This is a genomic window from Rhodococcus sp. YL-1 (assembly GCF_001942025.1).
Classification (GTDB): Bacteria; Actinomycetota; Actinomycetes; order Mycobacteriales; family Mycobacteriaceae; genus Rhodococcus_F; species Rhodococcus_F qingshengii.
Map to the genome: position 1 here is coordinate 151,062 of NZ_CP017299.1, position 18,880 is coordinate 169,941.

Genomic DNA, 18,880 nt, shown 5'->3' on the forward strand with positions numbered 1-18,880 from the left:
CACGTGGGCGGGGCAACTAGCCTTGCCCACGTGTCGGCTGCGCGAGATAACGTCCTGATCATTCATTGGCACGACCTGGGGCGACACCTCGCGAGTTACGGTGTCGCCGGGGTCAACAGCCCCCATCTCGACCGACTGGCGGCAGAAGGCATCCGGTTCACCGACGCACACGCGACGGCGCCGCTGTGCTCGCCTTCGCGCGGATCGCTCTTCTCGGGTAGGTATCCGCACAACAACGGTCTGATCGGGTTGGCGCACCACGGCTGGGAGTACCACGCGGAGGTGCAGACGCTCCCGCAGATCCTCTCCGACAACGGTTGGTACACCTCGCTGTTCGGCATGCAGCACGAGACTGCGTATCCGAAGCGACTGGGCTATCACGAGTACGACGTCACCAACTCGTTCTGCGACTACGTGGTTCCGCGTGCCCAGAACTGGCTACGACGCTTCCCGCCCGAGCCGTTCCTGCTCACCACGGGATTCTTCGAAACGCATCGCCCGTACCCCGCCGATCGCTATACCCCGGCGGACACCGCAGCCCTGGAGGTCCCCGGATACCTTCCGGACGTGCCACAGGTGCGCGAGGATCTGGCCGAATTCCACGGCAGCGTAGAGGTGGCCGACGCCGCGGTGGGGGAACTGCTCGCGACCCTCGAGGAAGAGGGGCTCGACGAGAACACCTGGGTCTACTTCCTCACTGATCACGGCGCGGCGTTCCCGCGTGCCAAGTCGACGCTCTACGCCCCGGGTACCGGTATTGCCTTGATCGCTCGGCCTCCCGCGCGGTATCGCAGTGGCGGAAAGGAATACGAGACACTGTTCAGCGGTGTGGACCTTGTTCCGACCATTCTCGATCTCCTCGGTATCGATGTCCCCACCGAGGTGGAAGGGCGCTCGCACGCCGATGCCCTCGTCGATCGTGGAACCGAGCCGTCCGAACCTGTCCGGACCTCCTTGTTCACGGAGAAGACCTTTCACGACAGTTTCGATCCCATTCGAGCGGTGCGTACCAAGGACTACAGCTACATCGAGAACTACGCCGTCCGCCCCGCTCTGGATCTACCGCTCGACATCGAGGACAGTCTTTCCGGAAAAGCGCTCGGCACCGAGCATCTGGCGGTACGCGCACCCCGGGAGCTGTACGACCTTCGTGCCGACCCTGACGAGAAGATCAATCTGATCGATCGACCGGAAGTCTCGGCAATACAGGCGGAATTGTCCTCGCAGCTTCACACGTGGCGCGCCGAAACGGATGATCGTCTCCCGGACGAGGCATTGGGAAGCGCGATGGCGGTGCACCGCATGGCGGCGTACCTCGAGAAGATCGGTGTCCGACCCAACGTGCGGTCCGCCTACAGTGCGGACCGCGGTTACCTCGAGTCGGACACCGAAAACCCCTAGGGCCTCGCGGCTTCGCGCTCTTCCAACAATGCGATGACCCGCTCGACCAGCTCGTTGATGTCAGCGCCGGTTGTGTCGAATGCCAGGTCCGGGTCCTCCGGCGTCTCGTAAGGCGCGTCGATTCCGGTGAGCCCCTTCAGTTCACCCGCCCGCGCACGTGCGTACAGGCCCTTGGGATCGCGGCGTTCGCATTCTTCGACGGGAGTGGTGACGGCAACTTCGAGGAAAGTGAGCCCGGCAGCTTCGTTGAGAGCACGCGCAATTGCTCGATCCGAACGCAGCGGCGAAACCATCGACGCGATGGCCACGACGCCGGCGTCGGCGAACAGTCGAGTGAGATGCCCGACGCGCCGGATGTTCTCGGCCCGGTCTCCCGGCGAGAACCCGAGATCGTCGGAGATACCGTGGCGGACGTTGTCACCGTCCAGGAGATACGCGGTGCGTCCCGCGTCGACGAGCGCACGTTCGACAGCCACAGCGACGGTGGATTTTCCGGAGGCAGGAAGGCCGGTCAGCCAGATCGTCGCGCCCCTCTGGGTGGTAGACGCCCATCGCCGTTGACGTTCGAGTGAGGACGGATGCCACTTGATGTCGTTGCGGGTCTGCTCGCCGGGAACGACGACGCGTGGTTCGAGAATGGTGCCGGCGCCGACGGTGTCGTTGCTCTGCTCGTCGATCAGGATGAAGGCGCCGGAGTCCCGATTGTGGTCGTAGGTGTCGGCGACCACCACGGAACTGGTTCGGAGCGTGACCGTTCCGATGTCGTTGAGTCCCAATTCGACTGGGCTGTCCTGCTCGTCGAGCGTTTCAGGATCGAGACGGGTGTGCAATTCTTGGACGGTCGCTCGCACGGTCCGGGACGTGTGTTTGAGCGCTATCCGATCGCCCGCGCGCAACGGTGTGTTGGACAACCAGCAGATGGTGGCTTCGAGTTCTCGGGCCAGAACCGGCAAATGAGCCTGCGCACCGCCACTGACCAGAACGTCGCCACGTCCGACGTCGATGTCGTCGGCCAGTTCCACCGAAACCGACAGTGGTGCAACGGCAGTACTGCGGTTGTCGTCGAGAGTGTCCAGACTGATCACGGTGCTCTTCGATCCGGACGGCAGGACCACTACCTCGTCTCCGACGCTCAGTGTGCCTGCCGAGATCCGGCCGGTGTACCGGCGACGATTCTGCGGATCGGGGCGCGAAACCCATTGCACGGGAAGCCGAAGCTCCTCGATGTGCGTCGCGGGCGCATGGAGTTCGACGCCTTCGAGGTACTCGAGGAGCGTCGGCCCCTCGTACCACGCGGTGTTCTCGGACCGCGTCACGACATTGTCGCCGGCTTTCGCGGAGACCGGTATGGCGAGTACGTCCTCGCGTCCGACTTGCCGTGCCAAGGCCCGCAATTCTTCCTGCACCTGAGCGAATCTCGCTTCGTCGAAGTCCACCAGATCGATCTTGTTCACCACGGCTACAAGGTTCGGAACACCGAGCAGTGCGGCGATTCTGGCGTGCCGACGGGTCTGACGCAGCACGCCGGTCCTCGCGTCGACCAGCAGGACCGCTACGTGAGCGTTGGATGCTCCGGTGAACATGTTGCGCGTGTAGCGTTCGTGCCCCGGGGTGTCGGCGAGTACGTAACTTCTGGTCGGAGTGGAGAAGAATCGGTACGCGACGTCGATCGTGATGCCCTGTTCACGCTCGGCACGTAGTCCGTCGGAGAGTGCAGCCAGGTCGGCGACACCGTGCTCGTCGGTGACGGAATCGAGGTGATCGGTTGGCAGACTGTCGGTGTCATGCAACAGTCGGCCGATCAGCGTGCTCTTGCCGTCGTCGACGCTACCCGCCGTGGCCAGTCGCAGGAGTTGGCGAGTGATGGTGGTCGTCATCAGAAGTAGCCCTCACGCTTTCGGTCTTCCATCGCGGCGACCGACGTTCGGTCGTCTGCGCGAGTCTCGCCTCGTTCGGAAACCGTCGCGGCCGAGATTTCGGTGACGACGTCGTCGATGGTGGTGGCGTGCGATCGAACGGCGCCGGTGATGGTCAGATCGCCGACGGTTCGATATCGCACCCACTCGGTCGTTGCCGCGGCGTTCTCGGCGTCGGTGCTGAATTCGGAAGCAGCGAGGAGCATTCCGTCGCGCTCGAATACCCTCCGCTGGTGCGCGAAATAGATGGACGGCAGTTCCAGTTCCTCCTGGGCTATGTAGCGCCAGATGTCGAGCTCGGTCCAGTTGCTCAGCGGGAAGACACGAACGGACTCGCCGCGTCTGATCCGACCGTTGTAGAGCGACCACGGTTCGGCCCGTTGCGCTCGCGGGTCCCACTGGCCGAACTCGTCACGGAAGCTGAGGACTCTTTCCTTGGCGCGCGCACGTTCCTCGTCCCGGCGGGCGCCGCCGAACGCGGCGTCGAACCTTCCAGCTTCGAGAGCGTCGAGCAGGGTTCTGGTCTGCAGGCGGTTTCGCGATCCGCTGGTCTCGGTCGACTCCTGCACTCTGCCCTGGTCGATCGAATCCTGAACGGAAGCAACCAGAAGTGTGTGCCCGCCCTCCTTGATTCGGCGGTCGCGAAATTCGATGACCTCCTCGAAATTGTGACCGGTGTCGACGTGCAGGACCGGGAAAGGGAGTGGGGAGGGCCGAAACGCCTTCTCGGCCAGACGAAGCAGGACTATCGAGTCCTTGCCGGCCGAGAAGAGCAGTACCGGTCTCTCGAGTTCGGCCACCACCTCTCGAATGATGTGAACCGCTTCGGATTCGAGAACTCGGAGTTCGTCGACGACATCGGTGACGGTGCTCATGTGACGGGATATCCGTTCTGTTCGGCGTCGATGCGATAACGCTGCACCCATTCGCGGGATCGTCCGTCGCTCTGACGACGCAGCGGCGGTGGCGGGGCCAGTTGTCCGTCGAGGCCGAGGGAGATGAGGGTTTTTGCGACCACGGACTGCGGGTCTTCGGTGAGATCGCGGAACCCGACTTCGATGGGAGAGATGTCCTCTTCCTCGAACCAGCGCTTCCATTGGCGTTCCTGCTCACCGAGAATCGTCACCAGGTGCGCGATTCCGACTGCGTTGTACTGCGCACCGTCCGAGAGATTCGGTGGAGTCGCGTCGTCGCGCCAAACCTGTGTCTGCACGGCGCGCCACATCGACACAGCTTGAGCGACGACATCTTCTCGATAGACGTGGATGAACTGCAGGTCGTGATCGAGGGTGTCGTGGAGTGCGGAACGTAGGTCCGTCCCACTGCGCCAGGGCAATCCGGCCGCGCGATCGAGTAGGAGCGGCGTCTGGTTCCACATCAGCTTGCCACCCCAGACTCCGTTGGGGGTTCGGCCGAGTTCGAGAAGTTGTGTGCGCCACTGTTCGGAGGTGCGAGTGTCCGGCGTGCCCGGGTGGAACGGGGCGAGCAGACCCAGGACGGACTCGTCCGTGACGTCTTCGAACCACTGCCTCGGTTGCGGCGATCGCGAGGTCTCGGGGAGGTACTGGAAGAACTCTTCCGGCTCACCCGCGACCCCGGTTGCTCGCAGGGATTCGACCAGCAAAGTACTGCCGCTGCGCTGCGAAGCGCAGACGAGAAACGAGCGTTGGGCCTCCGTCATGCGAGCAACGCTAAGGGGGGCCGGAAACCGCCGCAAGCTGGGAAAATAAACTCACGTAGAGGTTAAATCTCGACGTGAAACGTTAAATGTGCGGGTCACGAAATGTCGCGCTGAGGCACGTCTTACGCAGTTGTCGCAAGGGCCGCGGCAAGCCCGAATGCGATGGCCATGAAGACAACTTCACCGATGGCGCGACGCAGGGATCCGCCCGAACTCATGCGGTGTGCAGCGCTCGCGACCACCCATGTCCGGCGCCACCACCATCCCAGGGCGACGAGCAGTCCGATCGCCACGATCTTGGCGAGGATCACCCGGCCGTATGCGGTGTCGTAGAAGGCGGAGAGTGAGTCGAGTCGCACGACGGCGTTGACGATACCGGTGACGACCAGCGCGAGGACGCATCGCCAGGCGAGAGCGGAGTACTTGGGCAACCAGATCGCCCAGGCACCGCGCGACGGTACGGCAAGCGCGAGTGCGGCGAGCACGCCGAACCACAAGGCCGCAGCGAGGACGTGAACGGCGTCGAGGATCGATCCGAAGCTCTGCTGCGCCATGTGCCCGGTGATCGGGCGGGCAGCGAGCGCCAACGCGGAGACGACCAATGCCGGTGCGACGGGCACCGTCTCGGGATTGGTGAATCCGTAGATGCCGTAACAGACGACGGCAAACGCGCACGCGATGATCGCGACGCCGACGCGGCCGACGTTGACCTCGGAGACGAATGCGCCGAAGTGCCCGATGGTCAGCGAGGTGACCGGGGCGCCGTCGGCCGCTGCGGCATTGAGCACGAGGAGCGTGATCTCGGCGACGAGCCACACTGCTGCCACCGCGGTGAGCTGAGTCCACATGACGGCGGGGGATGTTGCCGGGCGGCGTTCACTGCGGCCCATCCAGGCGAGAGTCGCGATGCCGAGCGTCAACGAACCACATCCGATCGCGAGAACGCGGACCGTGCTCGACGATTCGGGTCCCGACGGGCTGGCGAGGCCCCAGGCGATCAGGACTCCCAGCAGAGCTGTGGGTACGGCAAACAGCAACCACCACCTGTTTGCCGTACCCGTCACGCGATCAGCTCGACTTCGGCTTACGGAGCACGAAGAACAGCGCACCGCCGAACACGACGACGCCGGCGACGATGAAGATCCACACCGGCATGCTGCCGGACTCCGACTCACCCGTACTCGACGCGGCGGCAGCGCCGGGAGTGCCCGACCCCGCCTCGGTGAGGGTGAACGTCAGGGTTCCGTTGACGGGGTGACCGTCAGCGGAGGTGACGCGGTACGCGATGGTGTAGACGCCGGTCGGCCCGAGATCGCCGAGGTCTGCACTGACAGTGGGTCCTTCGACGGACGGATCGCTCTTGGTCCAGAGGTTGCCGTCCGGACCGGTGACGGTCAGCGCCGCGAACTGTGCCTGCAGAGCCTCGTTGAACGTGACCGAAACCGTGTCAGGCGCAACCTGAATGGACGCACCGTTTTCCGGGTTGGAGCCGACCACCGCGGAGTGTGCACTGGCCGTGCCCATTCCGAGCATCGTGGCCAGCATCGCGAGCATGCCGACGGCGATGACCTTGATCCGGGTACTCATCAGCGCTTGCTCCTGACCAGTGCGCCGAGGCCGAGTGCAGCGCCCAACGCGCCGAGCACCAGGCCGACGCCGCCGAGCCAGCGGGCGGTGTTGTCCGACGAAGAGTCAGAGGCTTCGGATGCGGCGGACGTCTCGGCAGTGTTATCGGCAGAGGGGGCTCCGTGGGCATCGCCGGTGGACGCGGCGAGAGTCAGCGTCGGGGCGGGCTTGTCCGGCTCGCTGCCGTCGGCAAGCTCTTCCTGATCCCAGTTGACGACGTTGCCGTCGCTGTACGTCTGGGCGGCCTTGAACTCGACCTCGTCCTGCTCCGGCAGCGGGCCGGCAGAAAGGACGAACTGCTGGAACTGGCCGGGGGCGATTCCGACGCCGGGGTCGGCGGTCCACGTCACGGACTTGGCGACCAACGAGGTGGGGTCCTTCTCCACGACGGCGGTCCAGCCGGGCATCGGTTCGGTGCGTGCCGACTTGAGGTCGGGGAGCGCCACCGTCAGTTTGGTGGTCGAAGCGGTGTCGGATTCGGTGGGCACGCGGAACGTGAGAACGGAGTATCCGCCCTGCGCAGCTCCTGGTGCGACGACGCTGACGTGTGCTGAAGCAATTCCGGCGGCCAGCAGCACGGCGCTGCCGGTAGCGACGGTCGTGACAACCGCGCGCGAAATCAGGGTGTTCTTCATGTCGGGAAGTGTCCTCTTGGTCTGGTGAAGGGGGGCATTCTACGAATCTTCAGACCAGGGCAGGAGGACCGCGCCGCGAGATGCTGGCGCGAAGTAGAGCGTCGACAGGTCCGTGATGGATTCCGGTCGAGACGGTGTGGCCGCGGGAAGTGACAGCGGCGGGAGCCAGAGACGCCAGGACGACGTGGAGAGCGTGGGTGACAACTCGGTAGAGGCGCTCGGCGGCCAGGACCGCCACCGCACAAGCAACGGTGGCACCGGCGTGAGCACCGAGCATCACCAATCCCGGAGCGGGCGAATGAGCGTGCTCGGAGAGCGTCATGGTGGTGTGAGCGGCCAACTGACCCAGACCCAGAGCAACGATCAGGGCAGCGGGCCCCCGTGAGAGGGCGGGAAGGGTGGCCGTCACGGCACCGACGGTTGCGCAGACGGCGAGCAACAGGGTCAGCGACGACGACTGTGGCAGCTCGCCTCCGCCGATCCCGTGCGCGGCGACAGCGAGAGCAGCCGAAGCGGAACCGACAGCTGTCCCCCGGAGGGTCGAGGTCTGCTCGGCTGCTCTCACTGGCGTTCTCAGGTCTAGCGCACGCCGAGACGTGCGAGCAGATCTGCTTCGACGCCGTCGAGTTCGGAAGAAATCGCCTGGTGAGCTGCTTTACGGCGAGCCTGCGGCATCTGCTCGGCAGCGCGAACTGCCGTGCTGAGGTCGCCGAGGCGCTCACGGATGGCGGCGGCGAAACGCTGCGTCTCCGCGTCGTCGGGCTTGCGGCTGAGGATCTCGGTGACCGAGCTCTCGGCGCCGGCGATACGAGCGCTCAACTTCGCGCCGTGACCGGTGTAGTCACCGAGCTGGTCGACGGCGATGCCCATCTTCTGTGCACGCGTGGTGTCGAGCTGGGCGCGCACCGCCGTGGCTGCGCGGTAAGCGATCGGCAGGAGAACGGGGGCAAGCAGACGTGCCACTCCCAGGTACTTACGCACCTTGGCGACGGTCAGGCCCTGATTCGCAGCGGCCTTCTCCTGCGCCTTCAGGGTCGCGATCTGCGCCTTTTCGATCTTGTGCTGTGACTCGATCTCGGCTTTCTCCAGCTTCTTGAGCGACTTGGTCTCGACCTTGTCGCGCTTACGCTGGCTCTTGGCGTTGAGCTTCGCCTCGACCTCAGCCTTGTGCTTGAGAGCCTTTGCCTCCGCCTTGCGGGTGGCACGAGACTTTCGCTTCTTGAACAACCCCATCGAAAAGGACCCCGTTTCCAGGTGTTTGTGTGTTGCCAGGTACCTGCGCTTCGGCTTCAGCCTAGGGGAGCACATAATCTTCGTCATCGTGTGTTCCGTTAACAACCCCGCGCCCCAGCTCCCGATCATCGATTCGGGGGCGTTGACCCGATGCCGTCATCGGGTGCGTCTGGACGGGTTGTTTCCCGGGAAATCGGCTTCGGAACCCGTCGACACCGGCGTCAAGCAGCGCCAGGATGCCGCGATCGCGAAGCGCGCGGAGATCGCCGAACTCGTGATCGGTGCTGCTCCCGAGCGTTGGGTGAAGATCAACCCCGACCAATCGGCGTCGGCTCAGGCTCGCGACACCTTGGCTGCCTGTGAGGCCGGCGCGGACCGGATCTGGGGCGCGGTCTTGCCGGTCGAGCGCGACACCGGACGCAAGGGTCGCTGCGAAATGCTCATCCGTGACGACGAGGGTGGCGGGTACATCCCCGTCATTGTCGTCAATCACAAGGTGACCGATCCCGGCCAGGGCGCGATCACCTCGGGGCTCTTCGAATGGGAGCCCGCGGCCGATCCCAAACGCAAGGTCCGCAGTCAGGTCCGCGATCAGATGCGCGTCGCGCAGGTCTATCGGATGCTCGAGCGTCGTGGGCTGGCGAGCCCGTCGCTGACGGCAGGCGCGATCGGATACAACGGAGACTGCATCCTCGTCCACGACCTCAGCGCGATTCTCGACGATTACGACGAGCGTTTCGCCGACCGTATCGCTGTGGCCCGCGGTGAGGTGCTGACGTCTCCGTCACAGGTGAGCGAGTGCAAGTCGTGCCCGTGGTGGACCGAATGCAAGCAGGAATTGGTCCGCAACCGCGACGTCAGCCTGGTGGCTGTCGGATCGCGGGCCGAGCTTCTGCGCGACGTCGGCTGCAACACGATCGATCAGCTGGCCGCCTGGGACGGTGAGCCGCTCGAGGATTGGCCGCACGGAAATTTCGACGACGCAGTCGTGATCGCCAAGGCGTGGTTGGCAGATGCTCCGTTGGTGCGGCGGTTCGAGAAGATCTCGGTGACTCGGGCGGACATCGAGATCGACGTCGACATGGAGAGCTATCAGGAGCACGGCGCGTACCTGTGGGGGACGTTGCTCAATGTCGGCGGCTTCTCGATGTATCGAGGATTTGCGACGTGGGATCCGCTGCCGACGCGTGACGAGGCGCGGTCGTTCGCAGAGTTCTGGGGCTGGCTGATGGCGGAGCGTGCCGCGGCCGCTGCTTCGGGTAAAACCTTTGCCGCATACTGTTATTCGCGTTCAGCCGAGGACAAGTGGTTGTTGGACTCGGCGCGCAGGTTTGCCGGTGAACCCGGGATTCCGAGTAAGGACGAGATCCGCGAGTTCATCGACAGTCCGCAGTGGGTCGACATCTATCAAGCAGTGAGTGATCAGTTCATCTGCCCGAACGGAAAGGGGCTCAAGAAGATTGCGCCCGTCGCCGGCTTCAACTGGCGTGACGCCGAGGCCGGGGGTGAAGCGTCGATGGCGTGGTACCGCGAGGCGGTTGGCTACGACGGTGAGCCGGACGAGACGCAGCGGACACGCATCCTGCAGTACAACGAGGACGACGTCATTGCCACCAAGGTCCTCCGTGAGTGGATGACGGACCGCGCGGAGAAGGAAATTCCGCTGGCTTCCGAGTTGTAGCGCTGATCCGTTCTGTCGCGATTGTCTGAAACATCCTATTTAACAGTATGTTTCAACTCGTAGTTTCTCGTCATCGTGTGTCCGGAACCCGCATCCGCGCTACCTTCATCTGGTCGGCTCCACGATGGAGGGTGTTGCATGCTGAGCAGGCTGACTTCGAGTGCGAGCGACGCCGAACTGTCTGACGTCGAGCGGCGCGACCTCTTCGCACGCCAGATACTGCAGGTGACGACGGTCGCGCCACTGGCCAACATGGTCAATGTACTCAGCGTGTGCGCTTTGCTTGTGTATGTCGTACCCCCCGGTCACAACGAGTTTCGGGTGATCTGGGGTTCTGCGGCCTTCTTGGTCGTCCTCAATTCGGTGCGCGTCTGGATACCGCGAGTCGTCCTGAAGGGCCGGTACACGCCCAAACATACGACGAGGTACGACTACTGGGCGCTCATGCTCGAGGTGATCCTGCTCGGGCTTCTGCTTGTCGTTCTCGCCGCCGCGATGCTTCCCGTGACGGACAACTCGCGAAAGCTTGTGCTTATAGCGACATTCGCCGGAGTCATGGGCGCCGGCGCCGTAGCATTGTCGACGGTTCGGTCGATAGCGGTAGCGTGGATTCTGGTGCACAGCATCGGATTGCTCGTCGTTATCCTGCCCAAGAGAACTACGGAATACGCTGTCCTCTCGTTCCAGTTGGTCGTGTACTCGGTGACACTGATTATCGGCGTCGTGTACCTCTGGGCGTCGTTCCGAAGTCGTTGTCTTGCCGAGTTCGAGGCTGCTGCCGAGCGCCAGACGGTCAGTTTGCTTCTCGACGATTTCGAGGGTGGGTCACGCGACTGGCTGTGGGAAGTCGACCCCACCGGGACGTTGTCGCACACCTCCGCTCGGCTGTCGCAGATCTCGGGAGTTCCCGTCTCCGACTTGCGAACCCTGTCGCTGCGCGGATTGTTGGATCGGCTCGACGTGGGTTCGACGAAGAGTGGCCGAGCCGCGGTCCAGGTCATCGGAGATCACCTCGACCGCCTCATGCCGTTTCGAGAGGTCGTCATTCCCGTTCGTGTCGACGGCGTCGACCGATGGTGGTCTCTGTCGGGTCATCCCCGGCTATCCGAGGCCACGGAGTTCGTGGGTTGGCGAGGCGTGGGCTCGGACATCACCGAGAAGTACAACTACGAGCGGCGAATTCTGTGGCTTGCTGCAACCGACGGACTGACCGGGCTCCCGAATCGCCGGACGTTCGGCTCGGAGCTGTCCGACGCGCTCGGCACCGTCCGAACCGGCGAGGAAGTCCTTGTCGGAATCCTCGACCTGGACAATTTCAAGTCGGTGAACGACACGTTAGGGCACCCTGTCGGTGACAAATTGTTGATTTCCGTTGCTGCACGGCTCAATCGGGTGGTCGACGGCGCCATGTGCGCGCGAATCGGTGGTGACGAATTCGGCGTCGTCTTGCGGGGAACAGGGGACGGCGGAGAGGTGTTCGCTCGCTATCTGGATGCATTGCGTGAGCCGTTTTACGTGCGGGGGAATCGCATCGAGGTTCGTGCATCGATCGGCTATGCCGGCGCACCCGCAGATTCCGAAGATGCGGACACGCTTGTCATGTCCGCCGACCTGGCGCTGTATGCGGCAAAATCCGCCGGCAAGAACCGGGTAGGAAGATACTCACCGGTGCTGCGGGCGCGGGCCAGGGAGCGAGCATCGGCCCTGCAAGAACTTGGGCTTGCGATCGAGTCTCGGCAGTTCGAGCTGTACTACCAACCGCAGGTTCGTGCGGACACCGGCCGCGTCGAGGGTTTCGAGGCACTGCTTCGCTGGAATCACCCGGTGCGGGGCGTGCTTGCACCGCACATTTTCATCGATGTCGCGGAGGAGACCGGCTTGATAGTCCCTCTGGGGCTTCAGGTACTGAACATGGCGTGCGCCGAAGCCGCGACGTGGCCCGACGACACTTACGTGACGGTGAACGTCTCTCCGGTGCAACTGATGTCGTCCGGCTTCGGATCGGCCGTGAACGATGCGCTGGAGGCAAGCGGTCTGTCCGGCAAACGGCTTCAGCTGGAAATCACAGAGACGGGAGCAGTGGAGGAGCTTGCCGTCGCCGAGTTGGATCGCCTGCGTGCCACCGGAATTGCGATTGCCCTGGACGACTTCGGAACCGGCTATTCGTCTTTCGAGAGTTTGAAGAAACTGCCGTTGGACATCCTCAAGATCGACCGGTCGTTCATCACCGAACTGAGCGAGGGTGATTCGGCAGTTGTCACTTCGGTGGTCGAGGTGGCGAAGGCGCTCGGTATGCAGTCATTGGCGGAAGGCGTGGAGACGGCCGACCAGCTGAGGCTCTTGCTTACCGCCGGTTGCGAATTGGTTCAGGGTTACTACATCAGCCGACCGATGCCGGCGAAGGAAGTGGCCGAGTACCTCAGCGCAACTGCCCACTCCAACGGTGGGTATTTTCATTCGTTCTGACAACTGTGCGCCTTTATTAACCGCGGGCGGTTAATAAAGGCGCACAGCAGGGAGGTTAGCGCGGCGCCATGCGCAGTGCGCCGTCCATGCGGATGGTCTCGCCGTTGAGGTAGTCGTGCTCGACGATCATCTGCGCGAGCTGCGCGTACTCGGACGGCTGGCCCAGGCGCGACGGGAACGGAACGCCGGCCTCGAGGCCCTTGCGGTACTCGTCGGTGACGCCTGCGAGCATCGGGGTGTCGATGATGCCGGGAGCGATCGTGTTGACGCGGATGCCGAACTGCGCAAGGTCACGGGCAGCCGGAACCGTCATGCCGTGCACGCCGCCCTTGGAGGCGGAGTACGCGATCTGGCCGATCTGGCCTTCGAAGGCAGCAACGGAAGCGGTGTTGATGACAACGCCGTGCTGGCCCGACTCGTCGACGGCCTCGGTCTTGGCGATGGCGTCGGCGGCCAGGCGCATGACGTTGAAGGTGCCGAGCAGGTTGACGGTGATGACCGTGCGGAACAGCTCGAGGTCGTGCGGACCCTTCTTGGACAGGATGCGTCCGGCCCAGCCGACACCGGCACAGTTGACGACGATGCGCAGCGGGGAGCCCGACTCGACGATCTGGTTGATCGCTGCTTCGACCTCTTCGCCGCTGGTCACGTCGGTGGGGATGAGGGTGACGCCGGCGGGGACGTTGTCGCCTGCGCGCTCGATCGACGCGGGCAGATCCAGGCCGAAGACGGTAGCGCCGGCGTCGGCGAGGCGCTTGGCTGTTGCGGCGCCGAGGCCTGATGCCGCTCCGGTGACCAGTGCTGCGGTTCCCTTGATTTCCACTTCGTGTGCTCCTCGAGTTAGCGATCGGTAAGGCGGTGGTACGTGTCGAGAACCATAACGCGAGGGTGTATGTGAGGGCGAACGCGCGAGACCCGCGTAGGGCTGGGTACCTTGGACGCGAGGTCTGAGAGCAAAGCACCGGACGAGAGGGGACCTGCGTGAGCAAGGCGCCTGTGCGTCCCGCCGCTTCTGTCGAGAATTTCGAGCGGTTGCAGCGCGACCCTCTCTTCGAAGATCTTGCCGAACTGATTGCCGAGGTTCTCTCCTACGCGTTCGACGCTCCGGCCGCCGTCGAGATCGAACAGTGGACGATCAGTTGCCTGCCGTCGACCAACCGATCGGCGGAGCGCCATCGCTTGTTCACGCTCAATATCGGTCCGATGGAGATTCTGAGCGTCGAGTGCCATCTGGTCGGCGGTAAGGCGATCGAGCACGTCATGTCCGTGTACGTATCCAGTTCGGCACTGGAATCGCGAACCGGATGCAGCATCGAAGAACTCGACGCCAAGCACGATCTGGTCGCCATCAGACGCACCGAGTTGGCGTCCGCCGACGGCGACGGGACCGTGATCGACTGCAGTCTCGAGGACTCGGATGCGTTGGAACAGTTTGCTCAACTGCCCGTCGACATGACGACGGTTCGTCCGCTCGCGGAGCATCTTGTTGCCAAGGGCAAGGGCCCATTTCGGCAGTATCACAACGCCGGGTTCGCCAAATATGTACTGGAAAGGTCGCTCGACCATGCTTGATCAGTTGCCCATCCGACTCCCGCGTGTGCTGCGAGACGGGGACGATGACGGCGCGGTCGACGTGCTGCAGGAATATTTCACGAGGCCGCTCCGAAAGACCGGTTATCTCCGAACCGGTGCGTTGTGGGATTCCTGGGATCCCAGTGGCAATCGCGATCGTGATGCGAACATCTTCACCGCGGAAGATCTTGTTGCGGTGACGCTTCTGTCGGTTCAGGTTCCGGCGCAAGGAGCCTTCTTCCTGCTCGGGGAGAACAATGCCGAACTGAACCGACTCCTGGCGGACGTGGGCCCGGATCGCGATCTATCGAACGAACCCGATCCCTTCACTCCGGAATCTCCGGTGTGGCGGTTGGAGACGGCGCTTCGAGAGATTCACGGCGTCGGGCGAACCATGGCGTCCAAACTGATCGCGCGCAAGCGTCCGCGACTCTTCCCGATCTACGACGACGTCATCGGGCGGGAGTTGGGAACGAAGTCGGCCCACCTGGAACCCGTTCGCGTAGCCATGCGGGAAGACGAGTTGCAGAGTCGACTCCTCGATCTACGTGCACGAGCAGGTCTCGACGAATCCGTTCCGGTCATCAGGGTGTTGGACGTGCTGGCGTGGATGCAGGGTAAGGGATACAAACCGGCACTCTAGCTTTCTTGTCGGTGGGTGGGTTTATTGTCGAATGTATGTTCGATAACGGATCGACGGGCGGTGTGGGCACATCCGTCGATGACGGCCGTCCTGTCGTCGACCCACTCGTGTTGCCGGACATGCTCTTTGCGACGGCGCAGAGCGAGAACATGCTAGCCGCGCAAAAGGTGCTCGGTGCATCCATGTTGTCGGAGTCGAGATTCAACGCCGAACTCGACGTGTCCGGTGATGTCGACAAGGCGTGGCGGATCGCATGCAACGAGATCGCGGTCATGCTCACGTGCTCGCGTCGTACTGCCGAAGTCCACATCGAGATCGGTGATGCCCTACGGGAGTTCCTTCCGCTCACCAAGGCCGCCTTCGCTGCCGGCGAGCTGGACTATGCGCGTGTGCGCAAGATTGTCGACGGACTCACCGGGGCCGACCCGGAGGCGATCGCAGCACTCGAGCGCCGGGTACTTGCCTCGGCGCACCGTCTTCCGCCCGGGCAACTGGAGCGCGACATCGAGCGCCAGCTTTTTGCCTACGATCCGGATGCTGCCGCCGAACGTCGCCGGAAGATGCTGGAACACCGCGATGTTCGCACGCGTGCAGACCGTCACGGACTCGCCCAGTTGCAGGCAACACTCAGTGCGACCGAGGCCGTCGAAGCGCTTGGCCTGATCAACGAGGCCGCCGGAAGCGTCTGCAACCACGATCCACGAAATGTCTCGACCCGTAGGGCCGACGCACTGGTCGCTCTGCTGCACGGCGAACAGGGGCTGACTTGTCAGTGTGGCAGCGAAACGTGCGAGGCAGCATCCACAGCAGCTCGATCGACTGCATCCTCACGTCGGAAGCCGTTGTTGCACATCGTGTGTGATCTGGCGACGCTCCTCGGATTGATGTCAGATCCCGCGAGCATCGACGGATACGGGCCGATCGATCCTGATTTTGCTCGCGAGCTCGCCGCTGATTCCACCTGGCAGGCCTTGTTCGTTGATTTCCGCGCCCAGGCCGCGGGGAACCGGCCGCGTCGGCAGCATGCTCCGACTGTCCTGCCGCTTGTCACCCGACGTGATCGCCCAAGTCGCGAACCGAACGGCTGCGGGGATCGGATTCGGGCAATGCAACGGTTGGTCGCGCGATCACCGGACATCGTTCGAAGATCGGATGGGCATGGCACCCAACCCGATCCGCCTCCCGGCGCGCTGACCTATGCTCCGGGAGCGGCTCTGGCCGCATTGGTGCGGGCCGTCGACGGTCACTGCCGGTTCCCTGGTTGTTCGGTGCCCGCGAACAGGTGCCAACTCGACCACGTCACCGAGTTCGATCCTTCCGATCCGAGACGCGGTGGGTGGACCATTGCGAGCAACCTCCAATGCTTGTGTCGTCATCACCATCAGGTGAAGACATACAGGTTGTGGACACCGGTGATGCTGGAGGACCGTGCCATTCACTGGACCGATAAAACCAGCGGGTTGACGGCGGTCACGGTTCCGGAGAGGCACTGACTTCGAAGATGGTCTCCAGACCGTCTTCTTCGTCCCACTGCTCACCGACTTCGTTGAAACCGTACTGGCTGATCAGATTTCGTGATGCGATGTTGTCCGGACTGATGGTCGCTCGAACGGTGTGTACTTCGGATTCGCGACTTGCGACGTCGAGAAGTATCTCGAGGGCGGTTCGTGCGTAGCCCTGACGCCGGAACGCCGGGTCGATGCGATATCCGACCTCCACCATCCCGCGCGCATCGGGGCGACCGTGGAATCCGGCCAACCCCACCGGCGTCGAGGTGCGGGCATCGACTGCGATGCGGGTGATCCACGCGCTGTCGAGGGGATTCTCTGCTATCTGCTTGCTCCGGTAGCGCCACAAGCCCTGGCATTCTTCGCCGAGGAGATACGGGGTCAGGAGGTCGGGTGCGAGTTCCATTGCAAGAGTGGCGTTGTCTTCACCCAGTGCGTGCAGGGCGAGTGATGGAACCTGGACCAGTTGAAGTCCACGTCCGCCGAGTGTCCAGGGTAGTTCGGTGACTGTCACAGGTCGGCGATCGGAGTCGACAGCGTTATGTCGACACCGATGCTCCGGAGATTGCCGTCGAGGACTTGCCAGATGGAGCGTTCGAGGAATTCGGCCAATTCCGCACTGGTCACATCGGAACCCGGCTGGCTGAGCCAACGGTTGACGCTGACGTCGACCAATCCGATGACGCCGAAAGCCAAGGGCTCAGCCATCTTCGACGGTTTGCCACGGCTGGTGAGGATCGTGCCCAACAAATTTCCCAATTGGACGGCGATTGCCGTCTTGGTTCCGGTCACCACTTTCGAACCGGTGGCCCGCGTACTCGGCGAGCCCTTGCCTAAAAAGTGGTGCAGTCGTGGATATTTCACAATCCACTGGAGGTAGGTCTCGACGGCCCGTGAGATGGCCTCGCCGACGGTGCCTTGTGGCGTGAGGGTGGGGGTCAGGTCGGTCATCATCATCTCGAGGATGCGGACTCGCAGCTGCTCGTCGAGGTCGGCTCGATCCTTGAAGATCCGGTAGACAACGGAACGGGGGACGTCGGCGCGCTCGGCGATCTGCTGGACGCCGACGTCGGCGCCACCTTCGTTGACTGCATCGAGTGCTGCGTCGAGGATCCGCGCTTTGCGCTGTTCCTTGTGATCATTCCAGCGAGTGCTGCGCCCGTCGGGCTGCGCCGACTCGGCTGTTTTTGTCATAAATCGAACGATACTCACCCCGCCATTGACTGGACAAGATGTCTCACATACTTTGGTGGGACAGCGTGTCACACACAGATACCGTTCTCTTCAGGAGTGGCAATGAGTAACAGGGTTTTTGTCGTCGGCGTCGGCATGACGAAGTTCGAGAAGCCGGGAGCCCGCGAGTGGGACTACCCCGACATGGCACGCGAGTCGGGTACCAAGGCGCTCGAAGACGCGGGTATCGACTACACCGAGGTCGAGCAGGCATACGTCGGCTACGTCTACGGCGAGTCCACCGCAGGTCAGCGCGCTGTCTACGAGCTCGGTCTGACAGGTATCCCCATCGTCAACGTGAACAACAACTGTTCGACGGGATCGACCGCGCTCTACCTCGCCACGCAGGCAGTCAAGAGTGGCCAGGCCGACTGCGCACTGGCGCTGGGCTTCGAGAAGATGCAGTCCGGGTCCCTCGGATCCACCTACGACGACCGTGAACAGCCACTCATGCGGCACCTCCTCGCTCTCGCCGAACTGCAGGAGTTCGCGATGCCGCCGGCTCCGTACATGTTCGGCGCCGCGGGCGTCGAGCACATGGAACGCTTCGGAACCACTGCCGAGCAGTTCGCGAAGATCGCCGTCAAGAACCACAAGCACTCACTGAACAACCCGTACGCGCAGTTCCAGGACGAGTACACCCTCGAGCAGATCCTCGAAGCACGCCAGATTCACGGGCCGCTCACCAAGCTCCAGTGCTCGCCCACCTCGGACGGATCCGGCGCGGCGATCATCGCCAGCGAAGCATTCGTCGAGAAGCACGGCCTCGCTGCTCAGGCGATCGAGATCGTCGGGCAGGCCATGGTCACCGACATGAACAGCACTTTCGAGGACAAGAGCGCCATCAGCCTCGTCGGCGCAGACATGACCCGCAAGGCCGCCGAGAAGGTATACGCCCAGGCCGGGATCACCGCCGACGACGTCGACGTCATCGAACTCCACGACTGCTTCTCCACCAACGAGTTGCTGACCTACGAGGCGCTCGGACTGTGCGCCGAAGGTGACGGCGGCAAGCTCGTCGACGCCGACGACACCACCTACGGCGGACGCTGGGTGGTGAACCCGTCCGGCGGCCTCATCTCGAAGGGCCACCCCCTCGGAGCAACAGGCCTCGCGCAGTGCGCCGAACTCACCTGGCAGCTCCGCGGAACCGCGGACAAGCGTCAGGTCGACGGCGCGAAGGTCGCCCTCCAGCACAACATCGGACTCGGCGGTGCAGTTGTCGTGACCGCATACAAGCCCTACGCACGCTGAATCACACCCTCAACCCGCTAGCTACCCACTA

At 63.4% G+C, this 18,880-nt stretch carries 18 protein-coding genes; 7 read left to right on the forward strand and 11 right to left on the reverse strand.

The genetic code is table 11. The features are described 5' to 3' along the window. Positions 1 to 30 precede the first annotated feature (30 nt). A complete protein-coding gene (locus BH682_RS00735) occupies positions 31 to 1,401 on the forward strand; it encodes a sulfatase family protein (protein WP_075835089.1) in 1,371 nt (456 codons plus the stop codon). Here the strand turns inward: BH682_RS00735 and cysC are convergent. The 8 genes from cysC to BH682_RS00775 all read right to left on the reverse strand — a co-directional run bounded on the left by cysC (position 1,398) and on the right by BH682_RS00775 (position 8,492). Beyond that, positions 1,398 to 3,278, reverse strand: coding sequence for an adenylyl-sulfate kinase (gene cysC / locus BH682_RS00740; protein ID WP_058038087.1), 1,881 nt, complete (start codon positions 3,276 to 3,278; stop codon positions 1,398 to 1,400). The two genes, BH682_RS00735 and cysC, sit on opposite strands and share 4 nt — an antisense overlap. After that, positions 3,278 to 4,192, reverse strand: coding sequence for a sulfate adenylyltransferase subunit CysD (cysD, locus tag BH682_RS00745; RefSeq protein WP_047272728.1), 915 nt, complete (start codon positions 4,190 to 4,192; stop codon positions 3,278 to 3,280). Before cysD ends, cysC begins: the two co-directional genes overlap by 1 nt. Next, on the reverse strand, positions 4,189 to 4,998 hold the full coding sequence (gene stf0 / locus BH682_RS00750; protein WP_007735934.1) for a trehalose 2-sulfotransferase: 810 nt from the start codon (positions 4,996 to 4,998) through the stop codon (positions 4,189 to 4,191). Before stf0 ends, cysD begins: the two co-directional genes overlap by 4 nt. 122 nt (positions 4,999 to 5,120) lie before the next feature. Next, positions 5,121 to 6,062, reverse strand: coding sequence for a copper resistance D family protein (locus BH682_RS00755; RefSeq protein WP_047272729.1), 942 nt, complete (start codon positions 6,060 to 6,062; stop codon positions 5,121 to 5,123). A gap of 4 nt (positions 6,063 to 6,066) precedes the next feature. Beyond that, entirely contained in the window at positions 6,067 to 6,585 is a 519-nt protein-coding gene (locus tag BH682_RS00760; RefSeq protein WP_003944137.1) for a copper resistance CopC family protein, read from the reverse strand. Continuing rightward, positions 6,585 to 7,259, reverse strand: coding sequence for a YcnI family copper-binding membrane protein (locus BH682_RS00765; RefSeq protein ID WP_075831755.1), 675 nt, complete (start codon positions 7,257 to 7,259; stop codon positions 6,585 to 6,587). Before BH682_RS00765 ends, BH682_RS00760 begins: the two co-directional genes overlap by 1 nt. A 49-nt stretch (positions 7,260 to 7,308) precedes the next feature. Next, complete coding sequence (locus BH682_RS00770; protein WP_047272730.1) at positions 7,309 to 7,824, reverse strand: hypothetical protein; 516 nt, start codon at positions 7,822 to 7,824, stop codon at positions 7,309 to 7,311. Between the two features lie 14 nt (positions 7,825 to 7,838). Further along, positions 7,839 to 8,492, reverse strand: a complete 654-nt coding sequence (locus tag BH682_RS00775) for a DUF6474 family protein (protein WP_003944178.1) — start codon at positions 8,490 to 8,492, stop codon at positions 7,839 to 7,841. A 124-nt stretch (positions 8,493 to 8,616) separates the two neighbouring features. Between BH682_RS00775 and BH682_RS00780 the strand changes: the two genes are divergently transcribed. Together BH682_RS00780 and BH682_RS00785 are read left to right on the forward strand one after the other, a co-directional pair. Continuing rightward, entirely contained in the window at positions 8,617 to 10,173 is a 1,557-nt protein-coding gene (locus BH682_RS00780; protein WP_058227446.1) for a TM0106 family RecB-like putative nuclease, read from the forward strand. 138 nt (positions 10,174 to 10,311) lie between these two features. Further along, complete coding sequence (locus BH682_RS00785) at positions 10,312 to 12,639, forward strand: putative bifunctional diguanylate cyclase/phosphodiesterase (protein WP_075831757.1); 2,328 nt, start codon at positions 10,312 to 10,314, stop codon at positions 12,637 to 12,639. A gap of 55 nt (positions 12,640 to 12,694) precedes the next feature. On the opposite strand, the gene BH682_RS00790 is transcribed toward BH682_RS00785, so the two are convergent. After that, a complete protein-coding gene (locus BH682_RS00790; RefSeq protein ID WP_075831759.1) occupies positions 12,695 to 13,462 on the reverse strand; it encodes an SDR family NAD(P)-dependent oxidoreductase in 768 nt (255 codons plus the stop codon). 158 nt (positions 13,463 to 13,620) lie between these two features. Between BH682_RS00790 and BH682_RS00795 the strand changes: the two genes are divergently transcribed. From BH682_RS00795 to BH682_RS00805, 3 genes are read left to right on the forward strand one after another with little or no spacing between them, the layout of a single operon-like run. Beyond that, positions 13,621 to 14,211 (forward strand): hypothetical protein, encoded by a 591-nt coding sequence (locus BH682_RS00795; protein WP_050655957.1) that lies wholly within the window; start codon positions 13,621 to 13,623, stop codon positions 14,209 to 14,211. Next, the gene (locus BH682_RS00800) at positions 14,204 to 14,854 is read left to right on the forward strand and encodes a DUF6308 family protein (RefSeq protein ID WP_003944144.1); all 651 of its coding nucleotides are present in this window, start codon (positions 14,204 to 14,206) and stop codon (positions 14,852 to 14,854) included. Before BH682_RS00795 ends, BH682_RS00800 begins: the two co-directional genes overlap by 8 nt. 35 nt (positions 14,855 to 14,889) lie before the next feature. Next, a complete protein-coding gene (locus tag BH682_RS00805; protein WP_075831761.1) occupies positions 14,890 to 16,347 on the forward strand; it encodes an HNH endonuclease signature motif containing protein in 1,458 nt (485 codons plus the stop codon). Here BH682_RS00805 and BH682_RS00810 read toward each other — a convergent pair. Continuing rightward, a complete protein-coding gene (locus BH682_RS00810) occupies positions 16,325 to 16,876 on the reverse strand; it encodes a GNAT family N-acetyltransferase (RefSeq protein ID WP_075831763.1) in 552 nt (183 codons plus the stop codon). The genes BH682_RS00805 and BH682_RS00810 overlap by 23 nt on opposite strands. Beyond that, entirely contained in the window at positions 16,873 to 17,556 is a 684-nt protein-coding gene (locus BH682_RS00815) for a TetR/AcrR family transcriptional regulator (RefSeq protein WP_007735953.1), read from the reverse strand. The genes BH682_RS00810 and BH682_RS00815 overlap by 4 nt, the downstream gene beginning before the upstream one ends. A gap of 102 nt (positions 17,557 to 17,658) precedes the next feature. On the opposite strand from BH682_RS00815, the gene BH682_RS00820 reads away from it, so the two are divergent. Beyond that, complete coding sequence (locus tag BH682_RS00820; RefSeq protein WP_007735955.1) at positions 17,659 to 18,849, forward strand: lipid-transfer protein; 1,191 nt, start codon at positions 17,659 to 17,661, stop codon at positions 18,847 to 18,849. Positions 18,850 to 18,880: the final 31 nt, after the last annotated feature.